The following is a 22,135-nucleotide window of genomic DNA, read 5'->3' as shown; positions in this document are numbered from 1 at the left end:
TCGGGTGAGGCCAGAGCATGGGTGATCTGAAACTGCCGGCTGCGGTATGCGCGGTTGCCGTCGGCGGAGGGTTGGGCGCGCTCAGCCGCTACGGTCTGGGGGAGCTCTTTCCCCACATCTGGACGACTCTGGTCATCAACGTCGTCGGCTCGTTCGTTCTCGGTGTTCTCGCGGCCCTGCTCGTGCACAACAAGGTTGGGTACCTCTTTCTCGGCACGGGCTTCTGCGGCGGCTTCACCACCTTCTCGTCCTTCGCGGTTCACGCCGTGACGGAGAGTCCGTGGCGATCGATTCTCTATGTTCTCGGGACGTTGATTCCCGCGATCCTCGCTGCAGCACTGGGCAAAGGGCTCGGTGAACGCTGGATCCGCGCGCGGGACGGAGCGTCGGCATGACAGTTCTCCTGGTGGCGCTCGGCGGCGGCGCTGGTGCGAGTGGCCGGTACCTGTTGGCGCGGTATGTGCCCGCGTACAAGGGATTTCCGGCTGCGACGTTCGCCGCGAACGTGATCGGCTGCTTCCTCCTTGGATTGTTCACCGGGGCAGCTCTTTCCACCGAGATGGCCGCACTTCTGGCGACCGGCTTCTGCGGCGGCTTGTCCACCTATTCGACCTTCGCGACCGAGAACGTCGGGATGATCGAGAGGCGCCAGACGGCGCTTTCTCTGATCTACATCGTCCTCAGTCTGATCGTGGGACTGTCCGCTGCGTGGTTGGGAATCCAGATCACGGATTGACGGATCCGGCGCCGAGCGTGCACGCCACGCGGCCAGGGTAGACAATTGTCCACAGTCGCGTCGACACAGTGGTCGACCACCGGGCCGAGGGGGATTCGTGGCGCACGAACGAGCAGGACAAGTGGCTCTGCCAGAGGATCTGATCAATGTTCCTCATCTGGTCACCGCCTATTACACGCGCACTCCGGATCCCGAGAACCCGATGCAGCAGGTACTTTTCGGCACTTCAGGACATCGCGGTTCCAGTCTCGACTCGGCGTTCAACGAAGCTCATATCCTGGCGACAACCCAGGCGATCGTCGAGTACCGCGCTTCGCAGGGAATCGACGGCCCGCTGTTCATCGGCCGGGACACACATGCGCTCTCGGAGCCTGCCTGGCTGTCGGCCTTGGAGGTCCTCGTCGCCAACGACGTCGTCGTCCTCGTCGATTCACGCGACGCCTACACTCCCACCCCGGCTGTCAGTCACGCGATCTTGCGATACAACTCGACGGGTCCGGAGGCCAAAGCCGACGGCATCGTCGTGACACCGTCACACAATCCGCCTCGTGACGGTGGCTTCAAATACAACCCGCCGCACGGCGGGCCCGCGGACACGGATGCGACGTCGGTTATCGCCGATCGAGCGAACGAGCTACTGCGCAAGGGGCTTTCCGGGGTACGGCGTGTGACGGCGGCACAAGCGCTGGACCGCGTCGAACGCTACGACTTCCTCCGCTACTACGTCGAAGACCTCCCCAGTGTCCTCAACCTCGACGCGATCCGCGATGCCGGAATCACGATCGGTGCAGACCCCCTCGGCGGGGCAAGCGTCGACTACTGGGGCGCGATTGCCGAAACTCATCGACTCGACCTCGAAGTGGTGAATCCTCTCGTCGATCCGACCTGGCGGTTCATGACGCTCGATACGGACGGCAAGATCCGCATGGACTGCTCGTCGCCCGACGCGATGGCGTCGCTGATCGGGATTCGGGATCGCTACGACATCGCGACCGGAAACGATGCGGACTCCGACCGCCACGGCATCGTCACTCCCGACGGCGGTTTGATGAACCCGAATCACTATCTGGCCGTTGCCATCGAGTACCTGTTCGCGAACCGGCCAGGTTGGGGCGCAGATACCAGGGTCGGCAAGACCCTCGTGAGTTCCTCGATGATCGACCGTGTCGTGAGCAGCCTGGGCCGCGATTTGCTCGAGGTTCCGGTCGGGTTCAAGTGGTTCGTTCCCGGATTGCTCGACGGGTCTGTGGGATTCGGCGGCGAGGAAAGCGCCGGCGCGTCCTTCCTCCGACACGACGGTTCCGTCTGGACGACGGACAAGGACGGCATCATCCTTGCGTTGCTCGCGTCGGAAATCACCGCGGTGACGGGAAAGTCTCCGTCAGCGCACTACGCCGCGTTGGCCGAGAAGTTCGGGAGCCCGGCGTACGCACGTATCGATGCGCCCGCGACGCGCGCACAGAAGGCAGTCTTGGCAAAACTGTCTCCCGACCAGGTGAGTGCGACCGAGTTGGCGGGTGAACCGATCACCGCGACACTGACTGCCGCGCCCGGAAACGGCGCGGCGATCGGTGGTCTCAAGGTGACGACGGAGAACGCGTGGTTTGCAGCGAGGCCGTCCGGCACGGAGGACGTGTACAAGATCTATGCCGAGTCGATGAAGGGCGCCGATCATCTGGCTCAGGTTCAGGCAGCGGCCAAGGACTTGGTGTCCAGCGTCTTGAAGGCGAACTAGCCCGCGGACCGCTCATGTCGCCCGGCTAGAATTCCGGGCGACATGAAAACTCGTGCAGCCAAGCTGCCACAGGAAATTTGGGTACTGGTCGCCGCCAGCTTCGTCATCGCCCTCGGATTCGGGTTGGTCGCCCCGGCACTACCTCAGTTCGCGCGCAGCTTCGACGTATCGGTCACCGCCGCCACGATCGTGATCTCGTCTTTCGCTTTCATGCGGTTGGTGTTCGCGCCGATGAGCGGCACTTTGGTACAGAAACTCGGTGAGCGGCCGGTCTACATCGTCGGCCTTCTCATCGTCGCGGTCTCGACCGGTGCGTGCGCTTTCGCGGGGGAGTACTGGCAACTTCTGCTGTTCCGGTCGTTGGGCGGCATCGGGTCGACCATGTTCACGGTGTCGGCCCTCGGGCTGATCATTCGCATGTCACCGTCGGACAGTCGCGGCCGCGTGTCGGGTCTGTACGCGACAAGCTTTCTCATGGGATCGATCGGCGGCCCGCTGGTCGGCGGAGCGCTGTTGCAGTTCGGTCTGCGGATGCCGTTCATCATCTACGCAATTGCGTTGGTGATCGCCGCGCTCGTTGTCTTCGTGAGCCTGCGTGGATCTCATTTGGCGTCACCGGACAAGGCTGTCGATGTGAAGTCGATGACTCTCACAGAAGGCCTCCAGTCTCCGGTGTACCGGGCAGCGCTCGGATCGAACCTCGCCTTCGGTGGCGTGATCTTCGGAGTTCGCGTTGCCATGGTTCCCCTGTTCGTCGTCGAGTTCCTCGGCCGAGACCCCTCGATTGCGGCCTACGCCCTGACGATCTTCGCCGTCGGCAATGCGTTGGTGTTGATCGTCTCCGGACGACTCTCGGACCGCTTCGGACGCAAGCCCTTTGTCGTGAGCGGCCTACTCATCTGCGGTCTGGGAACCATCGCAATGGGATTCACCGACAACCTCGTGGTGTTCTTCGCCATTGCCGCAGTGACTGGTGTCGGCTCCGGCCTCATGAGTCCGGCCCAGCAGGCCGCGGTTGCCGATGTTGTCGGATCGACGGCCCGAGGCGGACCCGTTCTGGCGGTATTCCAGATGATGTCCGACATCGGTGGGGTAGTGGCGCCGATTTGTGCCGGACTGATCGCCCAGCATGTGTCGTACTCGGCGGCCTTCGCGGTGATGGGAGCCGTAGTAGTCGTGTCGGCGACGGGGTGGTTGTTCGTCCCGTCGCGAACGAAGCCTGTCGAATCCGTTGTAGAAGATCTGACTGATGTGACGGTGCTAACGGATACTCCTGCGCGGACAAACCTGGACTGACCGGGCATTCTGTACTCTCGATCGGGTGGCAATTCGCATCGTGAGTCTTGTGGCCCGATTGGGTTTGGCGGCCGTCTGGCTGATTTCCGGGGGACTCAAGTTCTTTGATCCCGTTCAGACGAAGATCGCGGTGCGCGCCTATCAACTATTGCCCGAGTCACTGGTGGGTCCGGTGGCGACGGCTCTTCCCCTGGTCGAAATAGTCCTGGGCCTGCTGATCCTCGTCGGGTTGGCGGTGCGAGCATCCGCTGCAGTCTCGGTGGTCATCCTCACGGTTCTCATTGCGGTGATCATTTCGGTGTGGGCCAGGGGATTGTCCATCGACTGCGGATGTTTCGGCGGCGGAGGTGCAGCCGACGTCGGCGCTTGGGACTATTCGAAGGAGATTCTCCGCGACCTGGGCTTCTTGGCACTTGCCGTCTGGCTGCTCGTGTTCCCGCGTTCGCCACTCGCGTTGGGGCCCGGATCACGCGCGGCGTTCTCAGTGGATACTCAGTCTTCAGTGGCAAGGTAAGCAATCGGTAAATCGTTTCGACGCACGAAGGACTGCATCAGCGTGAGCACCAAGAGCAGCAAGAACAAATACTCTCCGGAACCGGTCTCGAGCCGCTCCACCTACATCATCGGTGGCCTCGCGGTGCTCGTGATCGCGGCCCTCGTCATCGGCGGTGTCTTGTGGACGAACAGCAAGAACAAGCCCCAGAACGACGGTTACGGCTCCGTGCAGAGTTCCGAAGTTGCCGTCACGGTGCAGGACAACGGAGTGGTGCTGCTCGGCAAGCCCTCCGCCGCGACAACCATTGATCTCTTCGAGGATCCGCTGTGCCCGGCCTGTGCTGCTCTCGAACACCTCAGTGGCCAGGCTCTCGCGGCCGCTGTCGACAACGGTGACGTCGCCGTGCGATACCACATGCTGAACTTCCTCAACCGGGCGTCGGGCAGCGGTGACTACTCCACACGGGCCGGCGCCGCTCTGCTCTGCGTCGCTCAGGGTGGTGACGCGATTGCGTACTCCGCATTCCACAACAAGCTTTTCGCGACCGACACGCAGCCTGCCGAGGGCGGCAGCAGCGACCACACCAACGACGACCTCGCCCAGATCGCTCGTGATGCGGGCGCATCCGACGACGTGGCAACCTGCATCTCTTCCGGTACCAACGTCGAAGCCGCCGCGGCCAATGCCACGGCCGCCAGCCAGGCGCTCAAGGATGTCGGGTCGAACGGGACGCCCACGGTTGTGGCGAACGGCAAGATCGTTGACACAGGCAGCAGCGACTGGGTTTCCAAGCTCTCCTCTTGAGCTGGAGCGGCCGCTTCGACAAGGAGCGGCCGCTTCGCTCTGACCAGGCGATTTGTTGCCCAGGAGTCAAGTGGTGTAACTTTCTTCCAGCAAGCGGAAAGCAGAACAGCCGCTGCGAGTTCGACTGTTAGAGTGAACTGAATACGGGGCTATGGCGCAGCTGGTAGCGCACCACACTGGCAGTGTGGGGGTCAGGGGTTCGAGTCCCCTTAGCTCCACCCAATACAAATGCTCTGCACCAATCGGTGCAGAGCATTTGTTGTTTTCGAGCCAGTGTTGTGTTGTCGACCCTGTGTTTTTCGAGTCTCTATTGCATGCAGCACAGTTCTGCCTAGATGTGTCGACCGCCATAACGCCAGGGCGTCAATGTTCAATAACGTCCGCGATGAGGCCTGATCATCCCGTGCATTCTCAGCATGGGGACCGTTGGCGGAACGGAGAACCATGAGTGCACACGTGGTGATAATCGGGGCAGGATATGCGGGCGTCATGGCAGCGAAGCGACTGCTGAGAACTCGGTCGGACATCACGGTGACCGTCGTGAATCCGCGCCCACACTTCGTGCAAAGAATCAGGCTCCATCAGATGATCGCGGCTGGCTACGACGCGACGGTCTCGTTCGACAGGGCGCTACCGCGTGCGGCACACCGAGTCTTCGGAGAGGTGACGACGATCGAGGCGGCGCTCGGCAGGCTCACCCTCGACGACGGCAGCGTGCTCGACTACGACTACTTGGTCTACGCAGTCGGAAGTAGGCAGTTACCCAGCACTATTGCCGCGGCGGCGGAGCACGGGTTCAGCGTCTCCGAATTCGAGGACGCGGTTCGCCTCGAATCCAGACTGGCGACACTCGACGGGAAGGCTACGGTCTGCGTTGTCGGCGGCGGTCTCACCGGAATCGAGACTGCCGCAGAATTGGCTGAGCAGCGAAGCAGCCGAATCACTTTGGTGACCGGAGGAATCGTGGCCCCGGATCTGTCAGAGCGTGCGCGATCTGCAATTCTCAGAACATTGACCGATCTTGGGGTCGACATCGTCACCGAATCCCGGGTGACGCGGATCGACGGTTCGTCCTGCGAGCTTGCGGGAGGCGCACGGGTGGAGGCAGATTGCACGATTCTCGCGACAGAATTCGGGGTCCCCGATCTGGCGCGCCGAAGTGGCCTTCCCGTCGACGGTCTCGGTCGTCTGAAGGTCGACGACCGACTCGAATGCTCGTCCCACCCCAACATCGTCGGTGCGGGTGATGCGGTCGCAGTCGGTGATCTTTTACTGAGGATGAGTTGTCAGGCTGCGATTCCCTTGGGAGTCCATGCGGCCGAGACGATCCTGCATCGACTCGAAGGTTCCGCGCCGCGCCCGGTGGCTCCGAAGTTCGCAGGCCGGTGCATCAGTCTCGGAAGGCGGCGAGGTGTGTTCCAGCGGACCACTCGTGTCGACAACGCAACGGGCATGTTCGTCGCAGGCAGGGCGGGTGCGTTCGTCAAGGAACGAGTGTGTTCGTCGACGACCGACTGGGCCCTCACTCCGCGCCGCTCTTTCTTCTACAGCTGGACATGAGGAGCGCTGGTCACGCTCGATCACAGACTCGATCGATGATCGCCGCAGTCTTGCGGACGTACGGTTGGCGGACGACGTCTTCGTGGCACGCGTCGACGTCGTCGAAATCCAGTGAGCCCGTGGCAATGAGTGACCAGATCTCGCGTCCACGGTTGTTGGTGGCCCCACGGATCACGGTGACGGGCGCGGCGCATGCTCGTATCCGATGCTTCCGGAGCGCCTGGCCTCCTATGTAGAGGAACACGGTCCACTGGGTGGCCGGCGGGTACTGCAGAAGGCCGGCGAACAGCGTGCGGATCCACATGGCCGCGACGGTGCGTCTGGTCGGCTTCCAGCGGGCATTGGTGGATGGTTGTGGTGCAAGGTCGACGATCGACGGATCCAAAGTGATGCCCGCTCGACCAGCCAGTCGTGCGGCAGCCTCGGTGGAGATTCTGGTGTCGAGAACGGTGACGTGTTCGACAGTGTCACCTGACTCGGACAGCTGTGTCGCCATTTCCAGCGCCACGTAGCCGCCGTACGAGTATCCGGCGAGGAGGTATGGCCCGGTGGGCTGAATCTTCTTGATTTCGAAAATGAAACGGCGGGCGCTTGCTTTCACCGACCGGTCGGGTAGTCCGCGAGATTCGAAGCCATGTGGCTGAAGTGCGTAAACCGGCCGATCGGTGTGAAGCGCTTTCGACAAGGCGGACAGCGTCGTCGATGGGCACCCCGCTCCGTTCATGATGAACAGCGGTCGCCCGGAGCCTTCGAGCTTCAGTGGCACCATCGTGTTGTGACAGACGCGATCATCGGGATCGATTCTGCGCCGATCCACCAGCGCTGCAAGGTCTTTGACGGTACTGGCGGCCGCGAACTCCGCCGCCGTGATCCGGATCCGGAACATGTCGTGAATCTTTGCCACCACTTCGGTTGAAGCAAGCGAATCGCCGCCGAGTTCGAAGAAGTCGTCCTCACGGTCGATGGAGTCGATACCGAGAATCGACTCCCAGATCGAGGACAACCACAATTCGGCGGGCCCGGCGAGAGTCGGTGGAGTGGACCGCACCTCGACGGAGGGCAGCGCTGTTCGATCGACCTTTCCTCTTTCGTTGCGGGGCAACGCCGGCATCAGAACAAAATGTCGGGGGAGCATCCAGGCCGGCAGATATGTTGCCAATTCGCGCCGCATCTCGGCGCCCGACCGTGCCATCACGGCTTTGGTCAGGACCACGTAGGCGACGATCTCCGGTCGATCGTTCTCGAGGACGACGGCCACGAAAACATCGGCGACGCCTGGAATTCGACGAATATGCGCCTCGACTTCCATCGGCTCCACCAGGTAGCCCCGAATCTTGACGGCGTCGTCGACGCGTCCCCGCAGTTGCAGTTCTCCGCGTTCGTCGATGCGGCCCCGGTCACCGGTCCGGTAGATGCTCACTCCGTCGCCCAGTCGCGTGAATCGTGTTGCAGTTCGATCCGGGTCGCCGTGGTATCCGTCGGCAAGATCACTGGAGACAACCTGAATCTCTCCGATCTCTCCGTCGGGGAGAGGCACGCCGTTCACATCGACGATCTGTACGTCCTTGCCGTCGCGAGCACGTCCGGCCGGTACCACTCCGACGGGTAGTTCGGAATGTGGTGGGAACGCGTTGTACGCGACGACACCGGTCTCGGTGGTGGCCAGCCAGTTGACGTACGTGACGCGAGCGAAGCCGTGACTGCGATGGCGCGCGTAGTCCTCGCCGTGAACTGCTTCTCCGTACGTTACGACGACGCGTAGGGAACCGATCGAATCATCATTTGCTGCATCGCAATCGAGATCCGACCACGCCCGCAGAAAGGACGGCGCACAGTGCGTGGTCGTGATCGAATTCTCGATCAGCCAGTCGTCGATTCCCGAGACGCCGTCGATACGTGGATCCCAGCAGAAGACCGTGACTCCGTTCATCAGGCCCATGATCAGGGCCGTGATTCCGGCTCCGAAACTGACGGGCAACAGGTTCCCGATGTGATCATCGGGTCGCAGGTCGATTGCTGCGGCAAGTTCGTCGGCCTTGTTCAGGCACATGGAGTGGCTCAACACGACTCCCTTGGGTGCCCCGCTGGTGCCTGACGTGAACGCGATCATGGCAGGGTCGGAACTCGATGGTTCCAGCGCGCTGTCGAATCTGAAGCCCGTCGCAGCAGACTCGTCGAGTATCGACTGCAGCGCGACGGCGCCCGAGGTGCTCATGATGTGCGCTCGGCGGGCCTCGGGGAGTTGTGGGTCGATCATGACCAAGGGCCGACCGGAAATCAGAGTGGCGAGGATGGCGGGCACCGACTCGGCCGTTGGTTCGAGATCGACCGCAACCGGGCGTGCCCCGTGTGACCCACGTAGGCGAAGTTCGCGGACCAATGCGTCGGTCCGGAGTTCGAGTTCGGCGAAAGTGATCCGGTCGCGCGGAGTCACGACGGCAACGGCGTCGTGCTGCATAGAGGTGACTCGGCGCCACCTCGACTCGATCGTCTCGTCGATGACTGCATAGCGAGTGCGTTCTAGACCTAAGTCGACAACCTTCATCACAGTAGCTCCGTCCGACTTTCAGCTATCTTTTAGCAAAGACTACATAAGGTTTGTGAAGTAGGTCGATAACAAACCAAAAGTAGTTTTACATACCGCCCCATCCTCCAGTCCGTCAGCTCCGAATGCCTTGAGGAACCAATGCCGATCGAGCGGTGTACAGACGAGGAGCAGTGACATGAAGTGGTCGGGGCGAAGTGCGATTGCGATTGCGGGAGTGTGCGCCGCAGTGACGATGTTTTCGGGAACCGCGCAGGCGAGCCCACTCTGGGAACCCTTGCAGCCGGTGGCGAACCTGGACGTCGCGCGCTACGTAGGGGAATGGAACCAGGTGGCGGCGATTCCTCAGCCCTTCAACCTCGCGTGCGCGAAGGACACCCGGGCGAGTTACGGGATCGTCGATTCGTCGAACGTGAGCGTGAAGAACACGTGTACGACGTGGACCGGTCAAGCCAACGAGATCGTCGGGAATGCCCGAGTTACCGATCCAGCAACGGGTGCCCAGTTGCACGTGAGCTTCCCCGGGGTGCCCTCACAGGAAAGCTTGGACGGCCCACCCAACTACATCGTCACCTACATTGCCGACGACTATTCGTGGGCACTGGTGGGCGATCCGCTCAGGCTTTCCGGGTTCGTGCTCTCACGGTCGGCGGTCGTCGACGCGGCAGGATGGAGTGAGATCCGCCGGGTCGCCGAATCCCGTGGATACAACGCATGCACGATCCTGACGTCACCGACCACCGAGGGCACGTCGGACATCCGTCCGCTCTGCACGGTGTGAGTCTGCTGTCAGCGTGAACCTTCCGGAGCCACACTCCACTACGATCACTTATCGGTACGTGTGGTTTCGGAAGGTTGTGTGGTGGCGAAGAAGCAGATTCCCGTAATAGTCGTCGCAGGCTTTCTCGGTTCGGGCAAGACGACGCTGCTCAACCATCTTCTGCGTAACAACGACGGTCTACGCATCGGCGTGATCGTCAACGACTTCGGCTCCGTCAACATCGACTCGATGATGGTCGCCGGTCAGGTCGATTCGATGGTCTCTCTCAGCAACGGCTGTTTGTGCTGCGCTGTCGACGTCTCGGACATGGACGAGATGCTGAACAAGTTGGCGCACCGGCAGTCCGGGATCGACGTGATCGTCATCGAGGCCAGCGGGCTTGCCGAGCCGCGGAACATGATTCGACTCGTCCTCGGAAGTGAGAACCCGTCGGTCGTCTACGGCGGCCTGGTAGTCCTGGTCGACGGAGCCAATTTCTCCACCGTTCGCCGCGAACATCCCGAGCTCGATCAACATGTCCGCCTGGCAGACCTGGTGGTAGTCAACAAGATCGACAGCGTTCCGGTCGCCGAACGCGAGCGATTCACGACCGAAATTCGTAAGTTGAATCCGCGAGCGCCGATGGTGGAAACCTCGCACTCGCGGATAGACCCCGCTCTGTTGTTCGATACCGGCGAGGTGACCCCTCCGGCTCCGGGCGATCAACTGAGCCTCGACGAGCTCCTGCGCGACGGGCACGACGACGATCACGAGGACGGCTCGTGTCACCACGATCACCTGCACCACCGCTACGAATCGGTTGATTTCGCATCGGAGACGCCTCTCGATGCCAGGGCTCTGACGCACTTTCTCGAGAATCAGCCGTCGGGTGTTTACCGCATCAAGGGCTTCGTGAACTTCGAGATTCCGGGCTACACAGGAAAATTCGAGATCCAATCGGTGGGTGATCATGTCCGGATCACGCCGCTGCGATGGAAGTCGGGCGAACCTCGAACCACGCAACTGGTCGTGATCGGCACCGGGATGGATTCGGGGGCGGTCGGCAGCGCGCTCCGCGCCTGCGTGCGCGAAGAAACGGTCGAACCGCACCCCGACGCCATGCTGGGATTGCACCGCTATACCGTCGGGGCGTGAGTGAATCAGCTGTATCCGTGTACGAAGCGATTCGGCGACGGCGAGACGTTCGCGCCGAGTTCTCGGGAGAGATCGTCCCCGACGAAACTCTGATGCGCATTCTCGACGCCGCCCATCGCGCGCCGAGCGTGGGAAACACGCAACCGTGGGATTTTGTCGTCGTTCGTAATCCGGAGACGCTCGACACCTTCGCGGCACACGTCGCCGATGCCCGGGTGAAATTCGCGCAGTCCTTGCCCGAGGATCGCCGCTCGACGTTCGACCCCATCAAGATCGAGGGAATCGCCGAGAGTGGTACCGGCATCGTCGTCACTTACGACCCGTCGCGCGGTGGCCCGAACATCCTCGGCCGTCATACCGTCGACGACACCGGGCTGTTCTCGGCGGTACTGGCAATTCAGAATTTGTGGCTCGCCGCGGTAGCCGAGGAGATCGGCATCGGCTGGGTTTCGTTCTACGACGAGAAGTACCTCACCGAACTCATGGGCATTCCGTCACCCGTTCGCCCCATTGCGTGGCTGTGCGTCGGGAAGGTGACCGAGTTTCAACAGGTTCCGGATCTCGAACGCTTCGGATGGCGACAGCGCCGGCCACTGGCCGACGCTGTCCACTACGAAAACTATTGAGTTGTACCGGGCGGCGTTGCGCGCGGGGCGGCGGTGTGGCCTAGCGTGCGGGACGGCCACCGGTGGAGCCTGCGGTGCGAGCGCCGCCGCCGGTGCGGGGACGGCGAGCGCCACCACCGGCATGTTCCTGACGGGCAGCTCCGCCGGTGCGAGCACCGCGTGACTGACCGCCCTGTCCGGAGCGAGCCTGACCCGAACGTGCTGCGCCGCCGCGTCCACCCTGGCCGGCGGGACGCTGTCCGCGTCCACCGTTGGGCTGGGCAGGAGCCTTCGGAGCCGGCGTGACGTGCGGTGCGATGTCGCCGACCAACTTGACGACGTGCTCGGAGTTGGCAGTCGAACGGACCGGGGTCACCTTGATGGCTGCCTTGCGCATGAGGATCGCAAGATCCTTACGCTGCTCGGGCAGAACCACGGTGACCACGTCGCCGGCGCTGCCTGCGCGAGCGGTGCGACCACTGCGGTGCAGGTAAGCCTTGTGCTCGGCCGGCGGATCGACGTGGACGACCAACTCGACGTCGTCGACGTGGACGCCACGCGCTGCGACGTCGGTGGCGACGAGGACGCGCGCTTCACCGGCGGAGAATGCCGCCAGGTTACGGTCGCGAGCAGCCTGCGAGAGGTTGCCGTGAAGGTCAACGGACGGGATGCCCGACTCGGTGAGCTGGCGAGCCAACTTGCGAGCCTGGTGCTTGGTGCGCATGAACAGGATGCGACGACCGGTACCGGAAGCGAGCTTCTCGACCAGAGCCTTCTTGGCTTCGACGCCGTCGACGTCGAACACGTGGTGCGTCATTGCGGCGACGGGGGAGTTGGCCTCGTCGACCGAATGCATGACCTCGTTCTTGAGGAAACGCTTGACGAGCTTGTCGACGCCGTTGTCCAGCGTTGCCGAGAACAGTAGACGCTGCCCGTCCTGCGGGGTGGACGAGAGGATGCGGGTGACGACGGGCAGGAAGCCGAGGTCGGCCATGTGGTCGGCCTCGTCGAGCACGGTGATCTCGACGGCGTCGAGACTGACGAACTTCTGCTTCATGAGGTCTTCGAGGCGACCGGGGCAGGCGACGACGATGTCGACTCCGGCCTTGAGAGCCTGAACCTGGCGGTGCTGCGAGACACCACCGAAGATCGTGGTCACGCGCAAGTCGTATGCGGCGGCCAACGGTTCGAGGGTTGCGGTGATCTGGGTGGCGAGCTCACGCGTCGGTGCGAGCACCAGGCCGAGCGGTCGACCCGGACGACGCTTTCCTCCGGACAGTTCGCCGGCGAGGCGGGAGACCATGGGGATGGAGAACGCGAGGGTCTTGCCGCTTCCGGTCTTTCCGCGGCCCAGTACGTCGCGCCCCGAGAGAGTGTCGGGGAGGGTGTCGATCTGGATCGGGAACGGAGAAGTGATTCCGCCGTCTTCGAGAGCTTTCACCAGCGGTGCGCGCACACCGAGGGCTGCGAAGGTGGTAGCGGGCGTAGAGATGTCAGACAAGTGTGTTCAGAGCCTTTCGGGCACGTGTTCGTGCCCGGATGCCGACACGGGAATTAACCGGTCGAACAATCAAGCACAGTGGTGGCGGCGCTGCCGGTCGGCAGGCTTCTTCGCCGTAAGAAGAGCGGGTGCATTGAGCACTCAGCAAGAAAATTTGCGTTCTACGACGCTGGATGCCCGATTTCAGGCACCTAGTGATCGCAACTCTACCTTCCCGGAGCGTTCGACCTACAACCCGACCCATTCGGAGACGCCGTTCGCGAAGTGTTGCCGCTTCCAGATCGGTACCTCGTGCTTGATGCGCTCCACCAGTTCGGCGCACGCGGCAAACGCCTCCGCTCGATGCGGCGCGGCGACGGCGGCGACCAGTGCGAGGTCGCCGATCTCGAGGTGACCGACGCGATGGATCGCGGCAACCGGCAGGCCGGTCGAGGCCGCAACCTCTTGGCAGCACGTCTGGAGGAAGCGTTCGGCATCCGGATGCGCTTGGTACTCCAACGCCGAAACCGCTTGACCTCCATCGTGATTGCGCACCGTTCCCGTGAACACCACAACAGCGCCGTTCTTCGGACCGGCAACGGCGGCGTCGACGGTGTCTGCGTGAATCGGTTGCTCGGAGATCCGAGCCAATAGCTCACTCATCGTGCGCTCCTCCGCCTGCGACCTGCGCGAGCAGGTGATCGATGATGGGTCCGAGGACGGCGAGACCGTCCTTCACTCCACCGGGAGAACCCGGAAGATTGACGACGACCGTCGTACCTGTGAGACCTGCCACACCACGGCTCAGCGACGCGTGTGGTGTCTTCTCGAGGCCCTTGGTCCGGATCGCTTCTGCGACGCCGGGCAACTCACGGGTCAAGACTGCCCGGGTAGCTTCCGGGGTGGCATCCGTGGGGGAAGCCCCGGTGCCGCCGGTACTGATGACGAGTGACGGGGAGCCCTCCTTGGCGTCAGCGATGCCCGCCGCGATGTCTGCGTCGGCGTACACAAGCGGTCCACGTACCTCGAAGTCCCGCTCGCGTAGCCAGGTCGCGATCGTGGGTCCGGTGGTGTCGGGTCTGGTGCCGTTCGCACCGCCGGTGGAAGCCACGAGGACGGTCGCGGACCGTGCCGAGGTGAAGGTGTGCGCCGGAGCTGTCTGTGCGTTCTGAGTGTCGCGGGTCCAATGTCCGCGCTTACCACCGTCTTTGGTGAGCAGACGAACACCGTTCATGGTAGCTCCGGGGTCCACCGCTTTGACCATGTCGTGCAAGGTCAGGCCGGCTACCGCGACGGCGGTGAGTGCTTCCATCTCGACGCCGGTCTGTCCGCGAGTCTTCGCCGTCGCCTCGACGGTGATCGATGTTTCGGTGAACCCGAATTCCACCTTGACCGACGAGAGCGCGAGTTGATGACACAGCGGGATCAGTTCGGAGGTCTTCTTCGCACCGGCGATTCCGGCGATGCGCGCGGTGGTGAGGACATCAGCCTTGGGCATGCCGTCGGCGCGGACGAGGCGAACTACCTCGGCGGTCGTGACGAGTTCGCCGGCAGCGACGGCGATACGCGTCGTCTCGGCCTTGGCGCTGACGTCGACCATGCGCGCTCGGCCCTCGCTGTCGACGTGTGTCAATTCGGTCATCAGTGTCCTTTGAATCAGATCGAGTGAATCAGATCGAGGAAGTCGAGAGCGGGACGACGTCGACGAGATCGCCCGCGCCGAGCTCGGTCACGGCGGCGGGGATGTCGATCAGGACGTCGGCCCACGCCATGGCTGCAACAAGGTGCGATCCGGGTCCGGCAACGAGTTCGATTCCGTCCGCAGTTCTGCGTGCCCGCAGGAACTGCCGCTTGCCGTCCACCGAACGCAGCGGTGCAGTCAACGGGAGTCGCTCGCGTGGGATCTCGGGCAGGCCCGCGGCCCGGCGCAGTTCGCCCCGTGCGAAGACCTCGAAGGAGACCATCGTGCTCACCGGGTTGCCCGGGAAGCTCAGTACCGGCACTTCGTTCACCACTGCAGTGCCTTGCGGACCGCCCGGCTGCATTGCGACGTGGCCGAAGTGTGCTCCCAGAGGCGTGAGAGTTTCCTTCACCACCTCGAAGTCGCCCATGGACACTCCGCCGGAGGTGAACACCAGATCAGCGACCGAGGTTGCGTACGAGAGCAATTCGCGGAACTCGGCGGGGTCGTCGCTGCTTCGGGCGACGGATACGACATCGGCGCCGTTGGCTTCGGCCAATGTTGCCAAAGCTGGACCGTTGGAATCGTAGATCTCACCGGGTTCGAGAGTTGTTCCGGCACTTTTCAGTTCGGCGCCCGTCGTAATTATCGCGACCCGTGGCTTCGTGTAGGTGTCGAGCGAGGCCAGGCCCACAGCACTCAGCGCGGCGATATGGCGAGGTTCCAAGTGCGTTCCGGCCGTGACCAGTAGCATTCCGGCGGTGATGTCGCTGCCACGTTCGCGTACGAATTCGCCTACCGACCTGCCCCGTTCGATCGTGACGACGTGCTCGGTGACACCCGTTGTGTCCTCGACCGGAACAACGGCGTCGGCACCCTCGGGGAGCGGAGCACCGGTCATGATGCGAAATGCCGATCCTGGAAGGTGTTTCGGTGGTTTTCCGCTTCCAGCGGCGATCACGCCTCGAACCGTCAGTGTGGTCGGAACCGAGGCCACAGAAGCAGCATCGACGGCATACCCGTCCATCTGCGAGTTGCGGAAGAGTGGCAGGTCTACCGGCGATGCGATATCCGAGCAAGTTATGCGCCCCAACGCTTCTGCCGTCGGAACTGCCGTCGGAGAGAGGGTGTGCAGGCCGGTGAGCAATCCGGAGATGTGCGACGCGTGTTCCTCGACCGAACGCGCGCTCATGACAGTAACCTCGACAACCTCGACATGTTTTGATCCTAGGCGGTGTGGTCCGTCCGACACACGGAGTACGGCTTTCGGTCATACTGGAGCAATACGGAAGTTGGTGAAGTGATGACAGTGGTCTCGATGGGAATTCCCACCGTGCGGTTCGACGCTGCCTCCCTCGCCGGTCGTCCCGAGACGGATCTCCTGGTCGACAGGTTCGGGCGTGTTGCCAGAGATCTGCGAGTCTCGATCACCGAGAAGTGTTCACTTCGTTGCACGTATTGCATGCCGGAGGAAGGCTTGCCGGCCATCGCTGCGGAAGATCTTCTGAGTGCCGACGAGATCATTCGAGTAGTCGGAATCGGCGTCGAACGAGTCGGTATTCGCGAGGTGAGATTCACCGGCGGCGAACCGCTGATGCGTAGTGACCTCGAAAAGATCATCGGGGGGTGCGCCGCGCGCGTGCCAGGAATTCCACTTTCCATGACTACCAACGCCGTTGGGCTCGAACATCGTGCCGCAAAGCTGGCTGCAGCTGGTTTGACCCGCGTGAATGTTTCCCTGGATTCGGTTGATCGCGCCCATTTCGCTGAATTGACGCGTCGAGACAGGTTGCCGTCCGTTCTCGCGGGAATTCGAGCGGCAGCTGCGGCCGGGCTCGCGCCACTGAAGATCAATGCGGTGCTGATGCGTGAAACGCTCCACGGCGCGGCGGATCTTTTGCAGTGGTGCCTCGAAGCCGGCGTCGAATTGCGCTTTATCGAGCAAATGCCTCTGGACGCAGACCATGCATGGGCACGCGAGAACATGGTGACCGCGGCTGAATTGTTGTCCGTTTTGGGAAGCCGTTTCGAATTGGAAGCAATCGGCCGTGAAGATCCGTCGGCTCCTGCCGAAGAATGGCGTGTCGACGGGACCACGATGACGGTAGGGATCATCGCTTCCGTGACCCGCTCGTTCTGCAGTGAATGCGATCGGACGCGAATGACCGCAGAGGGAACAATTCGGTCATGTCTGTTCAGTGACCGTGAAGTTGATCTGCGTGCCGCGCTCAGGGCCGGAGCAAGTGACGACGAACTAGCGGATTTGTGGCGCGGTGCGATGTGGAACAAATGGGCAGGGCACGGCATCGACGCCGCGGACTTCGTTCCGCCCGAAAGAAGTATGGGAGCGATCGGTGGCTGATCCGCATTCGATCTCGGTTCGTTACTTTGCTGCTGCAGCGGATGTATCCGGTTGCCGTAGCGAGGTAGTCGCCATTTCGCCCGACAACACACTTGCCGAGTTGGTGGCGGTCTTGGTCGGACGATACGGATCGGAGATGGAGCGAGTGCTGTCGGTCTCGGCTTTCCTCGTCGGTGACGAGTTGACCCGCGACGTCTCTCGAGCCTCCGGTAGCGCTGTCGATATTCTTCCGCCTTTCGCTGGAGGCTAGTCCGAGAATTGCCGGCGTAGCTATTTGTGGGCTGCCGACGTATTGTCCTTTTTCGGTTTGCCGGTCCAAATATTTATATCTTGATCACTCCAGCTCAAGTGGCATCTATCTCCGTTTTCTCCATTGTTGGTCAATTGTCCAGCATTGGTCGTTTTGTTTAGTTTCTCCTATTTTTGGGGGAGCGAATGCACTTCGAATTGCCAAGGTGAATTGTCATCTGTTTGGATGACAAAAGAAATACCTTCGCTGTTGGTAATTGTCGACATGTGTTAATTTTGGCGCAATTCCACTCGGGATATGTGAAAGGTATTTCAATGTCGATTAATTCCACGCGCCGTGTCGGAGTCGTCGTAGCGCTCCTCGGAGCAGCTGCACTCACCGCTCCGGCAATTGCTACTGCGCTTCCGTCCACCGGTTCTCTCGGCTCTTCTGCGCCGGAAGCCTCGTGCTCGACCCTGTCCACCGAAGCGACGCCGAACGGGTGGGGCATCCCGTTCACCGACGAGAAGGATCAGACCGCGTCGTACTCGGCCGACAACGTTCTCGACAAGGACGGCTCACTGAAGCTGGCCGTCGACGGTACCGGCGATCGTTCGGTTTCCTACCATTCGGCCGGCGGTATCAAGCTGTCCGACGCAGTCGGCAAGGCGATCGGCTTTGCCGAGCGCGCCGCCACGCCGACTGCGGCATTCCAGCTCCGCCTCACCGGAACCACCGGCGGAAAGTTCGAGAACGGATTCACCACCCTGGTGTGGGTCCCGGGACCCGACGCCACGCCGACGGCTGACGGCGGCGTTCACGCGGATCTCCAGAAGGGCGTGTGGTGGAGCACTCAGAACATCGACGGCGCCAAGGACCGCGTGTCAGTGCCTTTGGCTGACATCGTCGCCGCGAACCCGAACGCGGTAGTCGACCACTACGGCGTCAGTGTGGGCACCGGTTCCGCCGCCACGTCGACGCTGGTCGATGCAGTGCAGTTCAACGGATGCACCACCAACTTCGCGAAGAAGGATCCGGCTTCGGGAACGGGTTCGCTGGGCGACGTCTTCGGCAGCCTGTTCGGTAGCTAGTCGCTGGTAAGAGCTCTGGTAGGAGTTACTTCCACCAGTCATCGAGGGGTGTGACCGGCACCGTGCGCTTGTGACGAGTGTTGGTGAACATCTTCTCGAGCTTCTCGGCTACCTCGGAGGAAACGTCCTTTCCTTCGAGGTAGTCGTCTATCTGTGAGTACGTGACGCCGAGGGCAACTTCGTCGGGTAGCGCGGGTCGGTCGTCCTCGAGGTCGGCGGTCGGCACCTTGCGCCACGTGCTCTCGGGTGCGCCCAATTCCTGCAGCAATGCAGCGCCCTGGCGTTTGCTCAAGCCGGTGAGCGGCGTGATGTCGACACCGCCGTCACCGAATTTCGTGAAGAAGCCGGTAATCGCTTCTGCGGCGTGGTCGGTACCGATCACGAGGTAGCCGAGCTGACCGGCAATCGCATACTGGATGACCATTCGTTCGCGCGCCTTGATGTTGCCGCGGACGAAGTCGCGTAGTTCGCCGTTTCCCAGCGCCTCGGAGGCCTCACGGGCCGTCGCGTCGGCGCCAGGCTTGACGTTGACCGTGAGAGAGCGGTCCGGCTTGATGAAGCCGAGCGCGATCTGAGCGTCGGATTCGTCGGCCTGAGCGCCATAGGGGAGTCGAACGGCGACGAACTCGGCCTCGTGGCCTTCTTCGCGAAGTTCCGTGACCGCGCGTTGGGCGAGGGCTCCGGCGAGCGTGCTGTCCTGACCGCCGCTGATTCCCAGAACGAACCCTTTGGCGGGGGTCGAGCGCACGTAGTCCTTCAGGAACTGGACTCGCGCGCGAACCTCCGCTGCGGCGTCGATTGTCGGCTTTGTGCCGAGTTCTTCGATGATGCTTTCACGCAGTGTGGCCATGAATGGACTCTAGCGATGTGAGCAGGCGCGTGCAGTGCCACCGTATCCGGGGCGGTACGGTCGCGCACATGAGTGCGAACAACGTTCTGGTGGTCAGTGCGACGAAGTCGGAAGCGGCATACGTGCCGCAAGGATGCGAACTGCTGATCACGGGGATTGGAAAGGTCAGTGCTGCAACAGCAGTCGCCTCTGCTCTCGCGCGGTACGAGCGGGATGATCTGCCGCTGGTCGTCAACATCGGGACAGCCGGTGCGCTGCACGCGCACCACGGCGGCCTCTATGTTCCCGGCGTCGTCATCAATCACGACATCAGCAGCACCGCGATCCGAGCGCTGGGGCACGACGTCGCGGACCGTTTGGTGCTCGCCGGCGGTGACGACACGGTGTTGGCGACCGGCGACGCATTCATCGCCGACGCTGCAACCCGGGACGCCCTTGCACAGCGAGCCGATCTGGTCGACATGGAGGGGTTTGCCATCGCATTCGCCGCGCAGGCTGCGGGTGCTACCTGCCGACTCGTCAAACACGTCAGCGATCACGCGGACGACTCGGCCTTGGACTGGCCCGCGATGATCGATGCCAGCGCCCGCGAGTTGGGGCGCTGGCTGCTTGACAACGTCTGATCGAGCCTGCAGCGTCTGGTCAAGCCTGCGCAGTCAGTATCAATCCGGTGTCGTCGGGCTTGCGCAGGGTCAGCGTGTCGGCGTCGACGGTGTAGCTTACTTCGCCGTCGAGCACCGCCAGGATCTGGCGCTCGATGTCCATGTTCTCCTCGGGGCAAGCCATACGCGTGGTTGCCATCGGCGTGAACGTGACTGTGGTGTCGGACGTCTGGGCGCTTCCGGTCATGCGATTGCATCCGGTGCTCCCGCTGACCGAACCGTCTGCGGCAATCGTCAGTTCGGGAGCTGACGTCTCCAGAGCCAGGCTCGTACTGATCGCATCGGGACTGATGAGGGACGTGACAGTCCACGTCGTGCCCTGCAGCGGTCGATCCGGCGTGACGATTTTCTTGTCCTGCAGGGTGACTGTGGCGTCCTTCGATGTCAGGACGAGGGTGTCGCCGTCGAGGCTCCACGCCGGCGCGGCGGTCAGCAATGTTGTTGTCCAGGAGTCGGATTCGGCGATGCCGGGAGGGCAGCCCATCATGGTCGACGCCATGGTGCCGGTGGTCAGCTTGCCGTCGGTGAACTCGACCGAACCGTTTGCCGTGTTGCATCCGGCGCTCGCGGACACTCGACCGGCCTGGCTGAAGTCGAGAGTCAGCGGGCCGCCGCCGGGAATTTGTGTTCCATCCACGGAGGTCGAGATGAACACACGACCGGAGGGATCCGTCTTGTCCTCGGGGGAGTCGGACGAAGCGGAGCAACCGCTTACCGCGGCGATGGTCAGGAGGCCGATGACGGCAGCTGCGATGCGCATGGGCTCACATTAAGTGGTGGGACGGATCGGGGGAGTCAACATCGAGTAACGCGCCGGGCAAGGTCTTCCCAGCCGGCGGCCAGACGCTCGGTGGTCATCCCGAGATCGCGCACCTGATGAAGGACGAGCGACGCTTCGAGTGGTGCCAACAGTGCTGAAGCGAGCAGATCGAGGTCGCCCTCGACGCCGGCTCCTCGAAGAAGCCCGATGACGTGAGCGATGCCGAGCGCCCGGGCCGGACCGCCGAAGCGGTATTCAGGAGCGTTTTCCGCTGCTCGGAGGACTTCGCCCTGTACTTCCACCATGGCAATCCGGGCTCGTCCGAACGCGATGAGGCGCTCGATCGGCGGCGCGCCCGGACCCAACGGTGGGGGGCCGAACATGAATGCCTGCTGCAGTTCTCGCTCGGTGTGATCGAGCAATGCCTGCATCAGTCCCGATCGATTGCCGAAGCGCCGAAAAACTGTGCCCTTGCCCACACCGGCCCGGCACGCGACAGCATCCATCGTCACCGCGTCGACACCTCGCTCGGCAACGAGGAGGGCTGCGGCGTCGAGCAGAAGTACGCGGTTACGTGCTGCGTCACCGCGCTCGACCGGCGCGGCGCCGATCTGGGGGAGGGGGATTGCGCTCACGGGATCAGGTTACAGGGCCGGGGAATGTAAGTGGACCGCGGTCCGTTTAGTTGATATAACTTTCAACCGGAGCCACCAACCGCACCACTCTCGAAGGAAACTCGCTATGTCACAGACCAATGTTCTCGTTCTCGTCGGCAGCCTGCGCGCCGGATCCGTCAACCGCCAGCTTGCCGAGACAGCTGTGTCCGCCGCACCCGAGGGTGCCACGCTGACGGTCTTCGAAGGCCTCGCCGACGTCCCCTTCTACAACGAAGACATCGACGTCGAGGGTGCTTCCATCCCCGCTGTCGACGCACTGCGCTCTGCTGCGAGCGACGCGGACGCGTTCCTGCTCGTCACCCCCGAGTACAACGGCACCATTCCCGCAGTTCTGAAGAACGCCATCGACTGGATCTCGCGTCCGTACGGTGTCGGTGCAGTCAAGGACAAGGCTGTCGCAGTCATCAGCGCTTCGCCCAGCGGCAACGGCGCCAAGTGGGCACACGAAGACACCACCAAGGCAGTCCGTATCGCCGGCGGCAAGGTCGTCGAGGACACTGCACTGAGCATCGGTGGAACCGGCGCACTGTTCGGTGAGCTGCACCCGCGTGAGAACGCAGAGGTGCTCGCTCAGGTCTCCAAGGTCGTCTCCGACCTCGTCGACGCCGGCAAGCAGCTCGTCAACGCGTAATCCGTTTCACGAATGAGGGC

The 22,135-nt window shown here is 62.6% G+C and carries 23 protein-coding genes and 1 tRNA gene; 16 read left to right on the top strand and 8 right to left on the bottom strand.

Annotated elements, in window-relative coordinates; translation table 11 throughout:
• Positions 1-17: 17 nt before the first annotated feature.
• From G4D79_RS23070 to G4D79_RS23035, 8 genes are all read left to right on the top strand, one after another.
• On the top strand, positions 18-395 hold the full coding sequence (locus tag G4D79_RS23070) for a CrcB family protein (protein WP_007731302.1): 378 nt from the start codon (positions 18-20) through the stop codon (positions 393-395).
• Positions 392-736, top strand: coding sequence for a fluoride efflux transporter CrcB (crcB, locus tag G4D79_RS23065; RefSeq protein ID WP_003942344.1), 345 nt, complete (start codon positions 392-394; stop codon positions 734-736). Before G4D79_RS23070 ends, crcB begins: the two co-directional genes overlap by 4 nt.
• Positions 737-833: 97 nt before the next feature.
• Complete coding sequence (pgm, locus tag G4D79_RS23060) at positions 834-2,471, top strand: phosphoglucomutase (alpha-D-glucose-1,6-bisphosphate-dependent) (RefSeq protein ID WP_214514425.1); 1,638 nt, start codon at positions 834-836, stop codon at positions 2,469-2,471.
• Positions 2,472-2,513: 42 nt separating this feature from the next.
• Positions 2,514-3,767 carry an MFS transporter gene (locus tag G4D79_RS23055; RefSeq protein WP_003942326.1) on the top strand — a complete coding sequence of 418 codons (1,254 nt, stop codon included), beginning with the start codon at positions 2,514-2,516 and terminating at the stop codon, positions 3,765-3,767.
• A gap of 25 nt (positions 3,768-3,792) precedes the next feature.
• Entirely contained in the window at positions 3,793-4,281 is a 489-nt protein-coding gene (locus G4D79_RS23050) for a MauE/DoxX family redox-associated membrane protein (RefSeq protein WP_003942318.1), read from the top strand.
• A 42-nt stretch (positions 4,282-4,323) separates the two neighbouring features.
• Positions 4,324-5,067, top strand: a complete 744-nt coding sequence (locus G4D79_RS23045; protein WP_214514424.1) for a DsbA family protein — start codon at positions 4,324-4,326, stop codon at positions 5,065-5,067.
• Between the two features lie 145 nt (positions 5,068-5,212).
• Positions 5,213-5,285 (top strand) — tRNA-Ala (locus G4D79_RS23040).
• 226 nt (positions 5,286-5,511) lie between these two features.
• Positions 5,512-6,627 (top strand): NAD(P)/FAD-dependent oxidoreductase, encoded by a 1,116-nt coding sequence (locus tag G4D79_RS23035; protein WP_075832908.1) that lies wholly within the window; start codon positions 5,512-5,514, stop codon positions 6,625-6,627.
• A 10-nt stretch (positions 6,628-6,637) separates the two neighbouring features.
• Here the strand turns inward: G4D79_RS23035 and G4D79_RS23030 are convergent, their stop codons facing one another.
• Complete coding sequence (locus G4D79_RS23030) at positions 6,638-9,172, bottom strand: alpha/beta fold hydrolase (RefSeq protein ID WP_058038589.1); 2,535 nt, start codon at positions 9,170-9,172, stop codon at positions 6,638-6,640.
• Positions 9,173-9,350: 178 nt separating this feature from the next.
• On the opposite strand from G4D79_RS23030, the gene G4D79_RS23025 reads away from it, so the two are divergent.
• The 3 genes from G4D79_RS23025 (at position 9,351) to bluB (ending at position 11,713) form a co-directional block, all read left to right on the top strand.
• Entirely contained in the window at positions 9,351-9,953 is a 603-nt protein-coding gene (locus tag G4D79_RS23025; protein WP_054187605.1) for a lipocalin family protein, read from the top strand.
• Positions 9,954-10,034: 81 nt separating this feature from the next.
• On the top strand, positions 10,035-11,087 hold the full coding sequence (locus G4D79_RS23020) for a GTP-binding protein (RefSeq protein ID WP_214514423.1): 1,053 nt from the start codon (positions 10,035-10,037) through the stop codon (positions 11,085-11,087).
• Positions 11,084-11,713 carry a 5,6-dimethylbenzimidazole synthase gene (gene bluB, locus G4D79_RS23015; protein WP_214514422.1) on the top strand — a complete coding sequence of 210 codons (630 nt, stop codon included), beginning with the start codon at positions 11,084-11,086 and terminating at the stop codon, positions 11,711-11,713. The genes G4D79_RS23020 and bluB overlap by 4 nt, the downstream gene beginning before the upstream one ends.
• A 40-nt stretch (positions 11,714-11,753) precedes the next feature.
• On the opposite strand, the gene G4D79_RS23010 is transcribed toward bluB, so the two are convergent.
• From G4D79_RS23010 to glp, 4 genes are all read right to left on the bottom strand, one after another.
• Complete coding sequence (locus G4D79_RS23010; RefSeq protein ID WP_042450056.1) at positions 11,754-13,193, bottom strand: DEAD/DEAH box helicase; 1,440 nt, start codon at positions 13,191-13,193, stop codon at positions 11,754-11,756.
• A 228-nt stretch (positions 13,194-13,421) separates the two neighbouring features.
• The gene (locus tag G4D79_RS23005; RefSeq protein WP_007731311.1) at positions 13,422-13,835 is read right to left on the bottom strand and encodes a molybdenum cofactor biosynthesis protein MoaE; all 414 of its coding nucleotides are present in this window, start codon (positions 13,833-13,835) and stop codon (positions 13,422-13,424) included.
• Entirely contained in the window at positions 13,828-14,814 is a 987-nt protein-coding gene (gene moaCB / locus G4D79_RS23000; protein ID WP_165638280.1) for a bifunctional molybdenum cofactor biosynthesis protein MoaC/MoaB, read from the bottom strand. The genes G4D79_RS23005 and moaCB overlap by 8 nt, the downstream gene beginning before the upstream one ends.
• A gap of 28 nt (positions 14,815-14,842) precedes the next feature.
• A complete protein-coding gene (glp, locus tag G4D79_RS22995) occupies positions 14,843-16,045 on the bottom strand; it encodes a gephyrin-like molybdotransferase Glp (RefSeq protein WP_003944714.1) in 1,203 nt (400 codons plus the stop codon).
• Positions 16,046-16,156: 111 nt separating this feature from the next.
• On the opposite strand from glp, the gene moaA reads away from it, so the two are divergent.
• From moaA to G4D79_RS22980, 3 genes are all read left to right on the top strand, one after another.
• The gene (moaA, locus tag G4D79_RS22990) at positions 16,157-17,215 is read left to right on the top strand and encodes a GTP 3',8-cyclase MoaA (protein ID WP_047271625.1); all 1,059 of its coding nucleotides are present in this window, start codon (positions 16,157-16,159) and stop codon (positions 17,213-17,215) included.
• On the top strand, positions 17,208-17,465 hold the full coding sequence (locus G4D79_RS22985; protein WP_064444375.1) for a MoaD/ThiS family protein: 258 nt from the start codon (positions 17,208-17,210) through the stop codon (positions 17,463-17,465). Before moaA ends, G4D79_RS22985 begins: the two co-directional genes overlap by 8 nt.
• A gap of 314 nt (positions 17,466-17,779) precedes the next feature.
• Positions 17,780-18,535 (top strand): hypothetical protein, encoded by a 756-nt coding sequence (locus G4D79_RS22980; RefSeq protein WP_003944763.1) that lies wholly within the window; start codon positions 17,780-17,782, stop codon positions 18,533-18,535.
• 25 nt (positions 18,536-18,560) lie between these two features.
• Here the strand turns inward: G4D79_RS22980 and nadE are convergent, their stop codons facing one another.
• Positions 18,561-19,385: an ammonia-dependent NAD(+) synthetase gene (nadE, locus tag G4D79_RS22975; protein WP_003944695.1), complete on the bottom strand. Its 825-nt coding sequence runs from the start codon at positions 19,383-19,385 to the stop codon at positions 18,561-18,563.
• Positions 19,386-19,453: 68 nt separating this feature from the next.
• Here nadE and G4D79_RS22970 point away from each other — a divergent pair, with 68 nt between their 5' ends.
• Positions 19,454-20,008 (top strand): nucleosidase, encoded by a 555-nt coding sequence (locus G4D79_RS22970; protein WP_214514421.1) that lies wholly within the window; start codon positions 19,454-19,456, stop codon positions 20,006-20,008.
• A 19-nt stretch (positions 20,009-20,027) separates the two neighbouring features.
• Here G4D79_RS22970 and G4D79_RS22965 read toward each other — a convergent pair whose 3' ends face one another.
• Together G4D79_RS22965 and G4D79_RS22960 are read right to left on the bottom strand one after the other, a co-directional pair.
• The gene (locus G4D79_RS22965) at positions 20,028-20,807 is read right to left on the bottom strand and encodes an META domain-containing protein (RefSeq protein WP_054187783.1); all 780 of its coding nucleotides are present in this window, start codon (positions 20,805-20,807) and stop codon (positions 20,028-20,030) included.
• Positions 20,808-20,842: 35 nt separating this feature from the next.
• The gene (locus tag G4D79_RS22960) at positions 20,843-21,442 is read right to left on the bottom strand and encodes a TetR/AcrR family transcriptional regulator (protein WP_003944690.1); all 600 of its coding nucleotides are present in this window, start codon (positions 21,440-21,442) and stop codon (positions 20,843-20,845) included.
• A 106-nt stretch (positions 21,443-21,548) separates the two neighbouring features.
• Between G4D79_RS22960 and G4D79_RS22955 the strand changes: the two genes are divergently transcribed.
• Entirely contained in the window at positions 21,549-22,115 is a 567-nt protein-coding gene (locus G4D79_RS22955) for an NAD(P)H-dependent oxidoreductase (RefSeq protein WP_030534957.1), read from the top strand.
• Positions 22,116-22,135 lie beyond the last annotated feature (20 nt).

This window comes from Rhodococcus sp. WY5, from assembly GCF_018588185.1.
GTDB lineage: Bacteria > Actinomycetota > Actinomycetes > Mycobacteriales > Mycobacteriaceae > Rhodococcus_F > Rhodococcus_F qingshengii.
Note: the sequence above shows the minus strand (reverse complement) of the source record. Positions and strands in the feature narration are given on the sequence as shown.